The sequence below is a fragment of the Arthrobacter sp. 2YAF22_2 genome, assembly GCF_052114645.1.
Classification (GTDB): Bacteria; Actinomycetota; Actinomycetes; order Actinomycetales; family Micrococcaceae; genus Arthrobacter.
The window spans coordinates 1-9,829 of record NZ_JBFRFD010000070.1 but is presented as its reverse complement, the minus strand read 5'-3'; the positions used below and the strand labels follow the sequence as shown (position 1 = coordinate 9,829).

General features: G+C 66.1%; 9 protein-coding genes and 2 pseudogenes. 8 read left to right on the top strand and 3 right to left on the bottom strand.

The window, feature by feature from the left end; genetic code table 11:
• The 3 genes from AB4Y86_RS04800 to AB4Y86_RS04790 form a co-directional block, all read left to right on the top strand.
• Positions 1 to 698, top strand: a 698-nt coding sequence (locus AB4Y86_RS04800; protein WP_441400570.1) for a MinD/ParA family ATP-binding protein, incomplete at its 5' end; no start/stop codon positions are given.
• 16 nt (positions 699 to 714) lie between these two features.
• Positions 715 to 1,449 (top strand): GAF and ANTAR domain-containing protein, encoded by a 735-nt coding sequence (locus AB4Y86_RS04795; RefSeq protein WP_441400568.1) that lies wholly within the window; start codon positions 715 to 717, stop codon positions 1,447 to 1,449.
• A 66-nt stretch (positions 1,450 to 1,515) separates the two neighbouring features.
• Entirely contained in the window at positions 1,516 to 2,730 is a 1,215-nt protein-coding gene (locus AB4Y86_RS04790) for an MFS transporter (protein WP_441400566.1), read from the top strand.
• 30 nt (positions 2,731 to 2,760) lie between these two features.
• On the opposite strand, the gene AB4Y86_RS04785 is transcribed toward AB4Y86_RS04790, so the two are convergent.
• Entirely contained in the window at positions 2,761 to 3,705 is a 945-nt protein-coding gene (locus AB4Y86_RS04785; RefSeq protein WP_441400564.1) for a phosphatase PAP2 family protein, read from the bottom strand.
• Positions 3,706 to 4,061: 356 nt separating this feature from the next.
• Here AB4Y86_RS04785 and AB4Y86_RS04780 point away from each other — a divergent pair, with 356 nt between their 5' ends.
• The 4 genes and pseudogenes from AB4Y86_RS04780 to AB4Y86_RS04765 all read left to right on the top strand — a co-directional run bounded on the left by AB4Y86_RS04780 (position 4,062) and on the right by AB4Y86_RS04765 (position 6,934).
• Positions 4,062 to 5,108 (top strand): o-succinylbenzoate synthase, encoded by a 1,047-nt coding sequence (locus tag AB4Y86_RS04780; RefSeq protein WP_441400562.1) that lies wholly within the window; start codon positions 4,062 to 4,064, stop codon positions 5,106 to 5,108.
• 3 nt (positions 5,109 to 5,111) lie between these two features.
• A pseudogene (locus AB4Y86_RS04775) lies at positions 5,112 to 5,300 on the top strand (hypothetical protein); the annotation flags it as partial.
• 198 nt (positions 5,301 to 5,498) lie between these two features.
• Positions 5,499 to 5,933, top strand: a complete 435-nt coding sequence (locus AB4Y86_RS04770; RefSeq protein ID WP_441400560.1) for a hypothetical protein — start codon at positions 5,499 to 5,501, stop codon at positions 5,931 to 5,933.
• Between the two features lie 176 nt (positions 5,934 to 6,109).
• Complete coding sequence (locus tag AB4Y86_RS04765; protein ID WP_441400558.1) at positions 6,110 to 6,934, top strand: transposase; 825 nt, start codon at positions 6,110 to 6,112, stop codon at positions 6,932 to 6,934.
• 124 nt (positions 6,935 to 7,058) lie between these two features.
• Here the strand turns inward: AB4Y86_RS04765 and AB4Y86_RS04760 are convergent, their stop codons facing one another.
• A complete protein-coding gene (locus tag AB4Y86_RS04760) occupies positions 7,059 to 8,351 on the bottom strand; it encodes an IS256 family transposase (protein WP_441400556.1) in 1,293 nt (430 codons plus the stop codon).
• 127 nt (positions 8,352 to 8,478) lie between these two features.
• On the opposite strand from AB4Y86_RS04760, the pseudogene AB4Y86_RS04755 reads away from it, so the two are divergent.
• Positions 8,479 to 8,961: pseudogene (locus AB4Y86_RS04755) on the top strand (transposase); the annotation flags it as partial.
• Between the two features lie 130 nt (positions 8,962 to 9,091).
• Here the strand turns inward: AB4Y86_RS04755 and AB4Y86_RS04750 are convergent.
• The coding region (locus AB4Y86_RS04750) for a hypothetical protein (RefSeq protein ID WP_441400554.1) at positions 9,092 to 9,829 on the bottom strand (738 nt) is incomplete at its 5' end.

The window sequence follows — 9,829 nt, the reverse complement described above, 5'->3', positions numbered from 1 at the left end:
CCGTCGGCGTCGGATTGACCCTGGCCGAATACCGCGGCGACCCGCCCTGCGCCATCGACGCCAACCCCGACTCGGGCGACCTCGTGGAGCGTGCCCTCGGCGAGGGTATCTACCAGCGGCAGGCGCCGCGGACCATCAGCGACCTGCTCCGCAACGTCGACTCCATCGAGTCGTTGACCGGTCTGGCCCGCTACATGCACCACGCCGGACGGCTGCACCTGATCGCCGGGGAACAGGATCCGGAGGTGTCCGATTCGCTCACCGCGGAGGAATACCTGCGCATCCGCAAGCTCATCTCCGGGTACTACTCAGTGGCCCTGACCGACTGCGGCACCGGCGTCACGCACAACGCCATGAGCGGGATCCTGCAGTCCGCCGACAACCTGATCATCGCGGCCGGCTACGCCGTAAGCGGCGCAAAGCGGGCCCGGAGCACCCTGCACTGGCTCGCCGGCCACGGCTACGAGGACCTGGCGCGCAACGCCGTCGTGGTCATCACGGACAAGGACGAAGTCTCCTCACGCGTGGACAAGGACGCCATCGAGGACCACCTCTCCGGCATCTGCCGCCAACTGATCGCCGTTCCGCACGACCGGGGAGTAGCCGACGGCGATTTGGTCACGCTCGATGCGCTGCGGCCCGAAACCCGCCGGGCGTACCGGGAGATCGCCGCCGCGATCGTCGACGGATACGTCTAGGGACTACATTTAGGCCATGAGCAAGTACGCCGGAGACGACGCCGCTGTCCAGCTGCAGGACCTAATTGCAGACACCGAAAACGTCGAAGACTTCCTTCAACGCCTCTCGGAATTCTCCGCGGCGACGCTGAGCCATTCCGTCGGCGCGGACATCGAATGCGGCGTGACGCTTCAGCGCCGGAAGAAGACCATGACCGTTGCCGGYAGCAGCAACAACGCGGTGATGCTGGACCGGATCGAGCAGAGTTTAGGCGAGGGCCCCTGCATCGAGGCGTTGCGGACCCGCGGGATTGTGCTCCTCGCCAACGTCGACACTGATCCGCGCTGGCCCGAATACCAGCAACAGCTCGCCGTCCACGGCTGCCGCAGCACCCTCGGCGTCCCGCTGGAAATTGGCGAGGAGTCGGCGGCCGCGCTGAACTTTTTCGCCTCCGCTACCGGCGTCTTCACGGCGCCCATCGTGGCCGAGGCGGCCGGATTCGCCGACCTGGCCGGGCGCGCGCTGCGCCTCGCCGTGCGAATCGGCACCGCCCAGTCCCGCGCCGAAGACCTTCAGGCAGCGATGGAACACCGCACCACCATCGACTTGGCCTGCGGCGTCGTGATGGCGCAGAACCGGTGCTCGCAGGACGAAGCGATGAGCATCCTGACCAGGGTCTCCAGCAACCGGAACCAGAAACTCCGCGACGTCGCCGCGGACGTGCTGAAGAACCTCACCGGCCAGGAAATCCGTACCCACTTCGACGGCTGACCCTCCCGCCAGCTCCACCGGGTGGCAACGGATGTGTGAACAGCTGGCGGCCATAGGATGAAGGGGATGACCACCACGCGCCCCGCAGCCTTCAGCCTCCGCAGCATCGCCGTCCCTGCCTTCGGTCCGGCACTGTTGTTCAGCATCGGAGAAGGCGCGATCCTGCCGGTCGTGGCGCTCTCCGCCCGCGAGCTCGGCGCGTCAGTGYCCGTGGCGGCCCTGATCGTGACACTGATCGGGCTCGGTTCATGGTTCTTCAACCTGCCGGCGTCGGTCATCACCCTTAAATTCGGCGAGCGCTGGGCGATCGTCGGTGCGGCCGCCGCGAGCGCCGCCGCCCTGGTTGCAGCCGCACTGGCTCCGCTGGCACAAAACGGAATCTGGCTTCTGGCCGCATCCATGGTGGTTGTCGGCATGGCCGCCAGCGTATTCAGCCTCGCCCGGCAGAAGTACTTGACCGAGGYCGTCCCCGTCACCCTCCGGGCCCGGGCGCTGTCCACCTTGGGCGGCGTCAACCGGATCGGCATCTTTATCGGCCCGTTCATAGGCGCCGCGGTGATGCAGTTCGGCGGTATCACCGCCGCCTACTGGACCGGCGTGGTGGCAATGGCGGCAGCCGCGGGCCTGTCCGTGACCATCCCTGATCTCGTTGCGGCGCCCGGCCCGGCCGACGGCACCGCTGCCAGTCAGCCCACGCTGCGGAGCGTCGCGGCCTCGCACGCGGGCGTGTTTCTCAGCGTCGGACTCGGCGTCCTGCTGCTCAGTGCGCTGCGCGCCTCCAGACAGGTGGTGATCCCGCTCTGGGCCGATCACCTGGGCCTGGACGCCACCCACGCGTCGCTCATTTACGGCATTTCCGGGGCAATCGACATGCTGGTCTTCTACCCGGCCGGGAAGCTGATGGACCGCAAGGGCCGCCAGTGGGTGGCGGTGCCATCCACGCTGATCATGGGCACGGCGATGCTGCTGATCCCGCTCAGCACCGGGTTCGTCGGCCTCATGCTGGCCGGGCTGCTGATCGGCTTCGGCAACGGCATCAGCTCCGGGCTGAACATGACCCTCGGCGCCGACTTCTCGCCGGACAACGGACGCGGCCAGTTTCTCGGGATCTGGAGGTTCATGGCCGACGCCGGCGCCACCGGCGGCCCGGTGCTGCTGTCCGGCGTTACGGCCGCGGTTTCACTAGGGGCCGGGGTAGGCGCCACCGGCGTGCTCGGGTTCGCCGCTGCTGCCGTCTTTGCGATCACCATTCCCCGGCTCAGGCACCGCCGCAACTACTGACAGCTCCCCGCTGGGACCTGAGGGGCGAGGTCAGAAGCTGGCGGTCTGCCGGGGTCGTGCGGCCTGCCCAAACAACCACACAGCGGCGACGGTGGCGAGGTAGCCGGCGATGACGATCAGCGACGTTCCGGCCCAAAAATAGTTCGTGGTACTGGCTTCCTGGTCCGGCCCCGGCGCGATCTTCAGCAGCGAATAGGCGGATACCGCGGCTGAGGCGAGCCCTCCCAGTACCGGGAGGACGAGCCACAGCCGGGCGGAGGCCCAGTGGCCGTTGTAGCCGTCCCAGACATTCCACAGTCGACCCGTGCGCATGATCAACCAGCCTGCCGGCAGGGTAAACCCTCCTACCACCAGGAACGCTGCCACCACGTCGGCAGGCCGGTGCCACTGATTGATGAGCGTGGACACTCCGGTGGCGACGGCGAAGCTGCCGCCCAGGAAACCGGCTAACGGCCGCCAGCGCGGCGAGACCATGAGGAACACCACGGCCGCTGCCGAAGCCGCCATGGTCGTGTGGCCGGACGGGAGGGAGTTGAGCTCCAGGGTCTCGATCCCGCGGAAAGGCCGGACCGGAACCAGGTCCTTCAGAAGCTGCGTGGCGATGTTGGCCCCCGCGGCGGCCGTGACGGCGATGCCGGCGGCGGCCCACCTGCGGCGCCTCACCGTCACGAAAAGGAGCACCACCGATGCGACTACCACCGAGAGCGTTGGCAGCCAGTCCAGGAGTTGGGTACTCGCCTTTCCGGCGGCCCCATGGATGTCCACGGCCTCGACCAGCGCGGATTCGTCAATGAACTGCCCGGTGGCGGTGCGCACGAAGAAGTAATACGTGGCGGCAAGAGCGGCTGCGCACGCGAGGGTGCCCAGCAGGAAAAAGAATCCGACGGCCGATCCTGCGCCGGCCGGCTCCGGGGTCGGATGCGCTCCGGCACGGTTCCAGAAACGGACAGCACGGGGCCGGGCTCCCGTCTGCACGCTGTTATCTTCTTGCCCAAAATTCATCGTTATCTAGGGTCCCACAGAACCCTGTGCCGACGCCGGGGCCGGCCAGTCCGGCCGGGCCGGCCGGGCCTGGCGGCCCTGGCTCGGCAGCACGTGAATCACGTAGAGCCCGCCCCAGGACGAGTAGCGACTACTCGTGTGCGGTTCGGTGCCGTATCCATAGACTTCCAGAACCCGAGCGGCTAGTCCCCGGGCGTACCTTGGGCGGGCCGATGCAGACGAGTGTCCCAAACCGGGATCTCACCCCCAGTCGATGCCGGCCCGCCCAAGGCTCCGGGACGGTGTTGCGGTCGCAACCCCTGTGCGCGCTTCCCCGGTAGAGTACACACATGCCCAGCCCTGCCGAGACCACGCCATCCTCCGGCCTGAACCCCGGCGGCGTGGAAGAACTCCTCGACGTCGCCCGGGTGGTCAGCCTGCCGATGCGCGTGAAGTTCCGCGGCATCACGCAGCGCGAAGCCCTACTGCTCCCCGGCCCGCTCGGCTGGGGCGAGTTCTGCCCTTTTCTCGAGTATGGCGACGCCGAGGCCGCCCGCTGGCTGGCCGCGGCCGTCGAAGCCGGCTGGCAGGGCTTCCCGGAGGCCCGTCGGACCAGCATCCCGGTCAATGCCACCGTTCCCGCCGTCGAGGCAGCGCGGGTGCCGGACATTTTGGCCCGCTTCGGCCGGGTGGATGCCGTAAAAGTCAAGGTCGCCGAGCCGGGCCAGACGCTTGCCGACGACGCTGCCCGGGTGGCCGCCGTCCGGGCAGCGCTCCCGGACGCTGCGATCAGGGTCGACGCCAACGGCGGCTGGGACATCCCGGAGGCCGTCGAGGCGCTCACCCGGCTGGCAGCCGTCGGGCTGGAGTACGCCGAACAACCGGTTCCGGAGATCGCTGGCCTGGCCGAGGTTCGGCGTCGGCTCCGGTCCGCGGGGGTCCCGGTGCTGATCGCCGCGGACGAGAGCGTACGCAAGGAAGAGGACCCGCTCAAGGTGGCGCGGGCCGGTGCCGCGGACCTGATTGTGGTCAAGGTTGCGCCCCTGGGCGGCGTGCGACGTGCCCTCCGGATCGTGGCGCAGGCCGGGCTGCCCGCCGTCGTCAGCTCCGCGCTTGACACCTCGGTGGGCATCCGCGCAGGGCTGGCCCTCGCCGCAGCCCTGCCCGAGCTGCCGTACGCCTGCGGGCTCGGGACCGTGTCACTGCTCGCCGCCGACATCACCCGGGACCCCCTCGTTCCCGACGACGGCGCCATCCGGCTCCGCGATGTGGCGGCCGACCCGGAGCTATTGGAGGGGTACGCCGCGCCGCCGGAACGCACTGACTGGTGGCTGGACCGGCTACGGCGCACCTACGCCGTGCTCGCATCAGCCACAGGGACAAGCGCAGCCCTGTGACTTGCGCGCCGAAGTGCRCCGATCATCCACGACGAGGAACGGACCGTGTTCGTCGCTGTGCAGCACCCGGGCGAGGAAGGCTCGTTCGAAGCCCAACACTCGGCCTTCCCGGATTACGTCGGCGCGGGTGCGGCGGCCAAACCGGGCCAGGCACGCCTGCCCCGGCCGTCCGTGGTCCGGGTCTTCCGAGGCGACTCCTGGCATTTCCCGACGCTCCCTCACGTTTGGCGCCTTCCGGTCCGACGCTCCCTCACGTTTGGCGGGTTGTCCGCCGGACGTGAGGGAGCGTTTCGGCACGGACTGCCGGATGTGCGGGAGCGTCTGCTGGTGGGCCCTCTACGTCAGGCTGGTTGTGAGTCAGTCAGTGATTGAAGAGGAGCAGGAGTAGCCATGACTGTTGGTCCGCGAGGTATTAGCCGCGATGAGATTCGAGAATTGGTGCATCAGTATTACGTGCAGCCGTACGGGACGAGGAAGGAATGGCTTGCCTCCCAGCCAGTGACGGAATGGACGTTTCGGCGCTGGCGGAAAATGGTGCAGGAGGGTGATCTCGACCGGAATCTGATTCCACGAGAGCATGGGGGTATGGCCCGCACGAATGGCGAGTGGTCCGCGTTTGAGAAAGCGCGTGCCAAGGAGATCGCTGAACACCAGTCCGAAGTCGAACAGCTCAAGGGCCGAATCCGTGAACTCGAAGGCACGAATACAGCCTTGGGAAAAGCTATCGGGCTCTTGCACGAGTTGAGCGTGCCAGAGCCCGATACGGCCCAGACGAAAGATCCGAAAGGTTCATCGAAGCCGAGAACATCCTCGTCCGGCATCTGACAACGCTCACCGGCTCGCAACGGCAAGCCCTCGAGCTCGCCGGCGTATCCCGCTCGACCTGGCATTACCGGCAGAATCCCCGCGAACGGGTTCAGGATCCGCTCGGACAGTCTGAGCGCGCTTACCAGTCACGTGTCAGCGCGAATGATCGTGACCGGATCTGCGAATACATCCTGGTGGGGTGGGCCAATCAGGTCTCCGTTGATCATTCCTACGCGGCTGCGTGGGACGCGGGGGTGATGCTTGCTTCCCGCCGGACATGGTGGCGGGTCGCGGCCCGGATCGAGGACCAGATGCTGCGCCCGACCATCCCGACCAGGAAGGGGAACAACCGGCTCCCGAGGGAGAAGCCCGTGGTGATGGCCACGGGCCCGGGACAGGTCTGGTCCTGGGACATCACCGATCTGTATTCCCCGTGGCGGGGACGGTCGTTCAAGGCCTACTCGGTCCTTGATATCTACTCCCGCCGCATGGTTGCCTGGCGGGTCGAGGAGCGGGAAGCGGACCATCTCGCCGTGGACATGTTCGAAACCGCGATCGCCCGGGATGGCGCACCGCGCATAGTTCACGCCGATTCGGGGCCGGCGATGCGATCAAACCTGCTCCGCGATGCTCTCACCAGCCACGGCGTGGAACTCTCCCACAACCGACCCTACGTCTCGAACGACAACCCCTTCTCCGAATCCGGGTTCCGGACCATGAAGTACAGGCCCGGCTACCCCCGGGTCTTCAAAGAAGTCGAGGACGCCCGGGCCTACCTTGCCGACTACGTGCCCTGGTACAACACTCAACACAAACACTCGGGCATCGCCCTGTTCTCGCCCGCCGAAGTCCACGATGGCTCGTGGAAGGAAGTCTGGAAAACACGCGACCAGGCACTACAGCGCTACTACGACGAAAACCCCGAACGATTCCGCCAACGACCCATCACACCAGCCCCCGCCCGCCACGCAGGGATCAACCTTCCCGCAACAAAAACACCCACACAGCAAACCCAATGACTCCACACAGCTTGACAATCTGCGTTCCCTCCCCGACGCTCCCGCAGCTCTGACACGACCAGGGTGCCACCGGAGAGTGAACTTCCAGGGACTATCTCATTAACGGTGTATCCGGCGGTTTCTTTTAGTAGCTTTCGGCTGCCGGGAATCGGTCGCTGAAAGTAATGGCGAAGGCGTTCAAAGCGGGCTTCCAGCGCATTGTCCATCGGGTCCTGCCGGCACCGGTTGGATCCAGGGATCGGGTGACCAGATACAGGCACTTTAGCGCAGCCTGCTCTGTCGGGAAATGACCCCTCGCCTTCACGGCCCGCCGGTACCGGGCGTTCAGCGATTCGATCGCGTTGGTCGAGCAGATCACGCGCCGGATTTCCACGTCGTAGTCCAGGAACGGGATGAACTCCTCCCACGCGTTCTCCYACAGGCGCACGATCGCCCCGTATTTCCTGCCCCAGCGCTCCGTGAGCTCCTCGAACGCCGCCCGGGCGGCCGCGGCGTTGACCGCGGTGTAGATCGGCTTCACATCGCGTTTGAGCGCGTCCCAGTCCTGCCTTGAGGCCAGCCGGAAGGTGTTCCGGATCAGGTGAATAATGCACGTCTGCACGGTCGTCAGCGGCCACACATTGGCCACGACCTCTGGCAGGCCCTTGAGCCCGTCGCAGACCAGGAAGAAGCTGTCCTTCACGCCGCGGTTCTTGATGTCGGTGAGCACGCTCATCCAGAACTTCGCGCCTTCCCCGCCGGTCCCGGCCCAGAGGCCCAGGATGTCTTTCTCCCCGGCCAGCGTGACTCCAATTGCGGCGTAGACGGGCCGGTTGGCGACCTGCCCGTCCCTGACCTTGACCACGATCGCGTCGATGAAGATCGCCGCGTAGATCTCATCCAGTGGCCGGTTCTGCCACGCCGTCATCTCTTCAAGCACCCGGTCGGTGATCCGCGAGACCGTTTCCTTAGAAACCGAGGCGCCGTAGATCTCGGCGAAATGTGCGCTGATCTCCCCGGTCGTCAAGCCCTTGGCATAGAGCGAGAGGACCATCTCATCAACGCCTGACAACCGGCGCTGGCGCTTGGCAACGATCTTCGGTTCGAACGTGCCTTCCCGGTCCCGCGGAACGTCAATGTCCACCGGGCCTGTCGTCTCCGTCAGCACGGTCTTGGGCCGGGTGCCGTTGCGCGAGTTGGCGGTGACCTTTGCAGCCGTGTCGTGCCGTTCATAACCGAGGTGCTCGGTCAGTTCCTCGTCCAGGGCGGTCTCGATGACGGTCTTCGTCAGCATCTTCAGCAGCCCGTCAGGACCGGTCAGAGACAGCCCCTGTTCCTTGGCCATCCTCACCAGCTCGCGCGCGGCCTCGGCCTCGGATTTCTCTGTCAGTTTCTCAACGGTTTTCGTACTCGGCACAGCCTCAAGTGTTGCGGCCATATCGGGCTCCCTCCCGCCAGGCTCACCGCCCGGCGTGTCGAGCCAGATACACCGTTAATTCCACAGTCCCGACACGCCGGGCGTTGCCTGGCGGGGAAGACTGATCATGAGCGACCGTGTGGATCCCATGGCGGCTGAATTGGATCAGCGAGAGTTGCCGCAGCAGCTCCTGGCCAGCGATTGAGGCATCGGGCTTGTCGGCCCGGGCGGTCTGTTGAACCGGTTGACGAAGAATGTTCTGGAGACCGCGCTGGAGGCGGAGATGGACGAGGACCTCGGCTATGGCAAGCACGACGTGTCCGGCCGCGGGAGCGGGAACACCCGCAACGGCACCCGCACCAAGACCGTCATGACTGAGACCGGGCCGGTGGAGATTGACGTGCCGCGGGACACCGGATCGTCGTTCGACCCACAGATCATCAGGAAACCGTAGCGGCGGCTGACGGGCGTCGACGAGATTGTGTTGTCGCTGAGCGCGAAGGGCCTCACGACCGGAGAGATCGCAGCGCACTTCGCCGATGTGTTCGGCGCCAGTGTCTCGAAAGACACCATTTCGCGGATCACTGAGAAAGTCGTCGGGAAGATGACCGAGTGGCAAAACATGCCCCTTGCGCCTTCCCTGCCAGGGACCGGCTGGCCGTTTTGGACGGCAAGGACAGCGGTTCGCGGCCGCCGGATTTTGTCGGTCGGGTGCCCTATCCGAAAGTGCCAGGGTTCGTCGCCAACCCGTAGAGAGGCGGTCAGTCCCCGGATGACCCGGCGCCGGGACTGACTCCCTGACGGCTCTTAACCCTTAGGTATCCTGCAGCAGCGAGCAGGAGGCCGGTAACTGCGATTTCGGCAACGCCTGCAAGGAAGGTGGCGGGGAGCAGGCCCAGGAGGATCGCCGTCGTAAGGTGTACAGCCAGCAGCACCAGAAAGAGGCGGATTGGCCAGGCGTCTCGCGTAGACTTCCTAACCACAAGCCAGTAGGCGAGGCCGAGGAGGACGAAGCCTCCGGCTTGGATGGCGGCGACCACGATCAGGTCTCCATTCAGCGCGAACGGGACCGCAACGGCGGCCATCAGCACCAGGACAAGCGGCGTCACATAGGCCATGATCCGGGTCCGCTTAAGGATGTACACAACGTTGGTTGCCACGAGGAAAAGAGCGTAGCCGCTGGAGGCCAAGGGCAAGACTCTTGCTACCGGCCCTAGATGCTCGGGCGCCTGAGTGAGAATGAATCCCCCAGCGGTCGCTGCCGCGGATGCGAGAATTCCGATCCCGGCGGACGCCAGTAAGGCCTCTACGGCTACCGACCTCAACAGCGTTGGCAATTTGGCGGGCGAGGCCTCCATAAGTCGCGTGGCCCAGGCATTGTTGAGCGCGTTCAAGAGGGTCAGCGGCCCCAGGGCAAAGATCAGCACGGCGCCGTACTGGCCTGCGGGAGCCGCGCCTGCCAGGACCGCCAGGAGAAGGACGGCGCCCTGGGTGAGCAG